The organism is Microbulbifer okhotskensis, from assembly GCF_023895975.1.
GTDB lineage: Bacteria > Pseudomonadota > Gammaproteobacteria > Pseudomonadales > Cellvibrionaceae > Microbulbifer > Microbulbifer okhotskensis.
In genome coordinates, this window is sequence record NZ_JALBWM010000400.1 from 1 (window position 1) to 421 (window position 421).

The window sequence follows — 421 nt, forward strand, 5'->3', positions numbered from 1 at the left end:
CCTTGCGCCACCATTCATTAAATGAACCCGGCCGGCAAAGATTGCGAACCTATTAACCGTTTTCCCTTTAACCTCTAGCTCCATGATATTTCTCCTAATTGGGTTTAGTGCAACGCCGCACGCTTAGTGCCATGTACTCCCTGGTGGAAATCAACTTTGTCACCATCAATCAACCCCTGCAGTTTTGCCTGTAAATCGTGGCTTCTCGCTTTGCTGGTTCTGTCCCTTCCTCTGGTGGTCACCAGATTAGGCCAGCGCTTCTCCTTGTAACTTGCCATTGCAAGTCGCTCCGCCGCGCTACGCTTATGCGTTACCACTTTATGGCTAACCGCCTGGACCCACCCCTGGGCATACAAGTCACCACGGCGTATTTTTGTAGCTCGCTTCAAGCGTTTATTCAGGCTGGAAATGTAGGTGTTTC

At 50.4% G+C, this 421-nt stretch carries 1 protein-coding gene; it reads right to left on the reverse strand.

The annotated features are described in order from the left end of the window. Positions 1-104: 104 nt before the first annotated feature. The coding region (locus tag MO867_RS22680; RefSeq protein WP_252473397.1) for a DUF7168 domain-containing protein at positions 105-421 on the reverse strand (317 nt) is incomplete at its 5' end.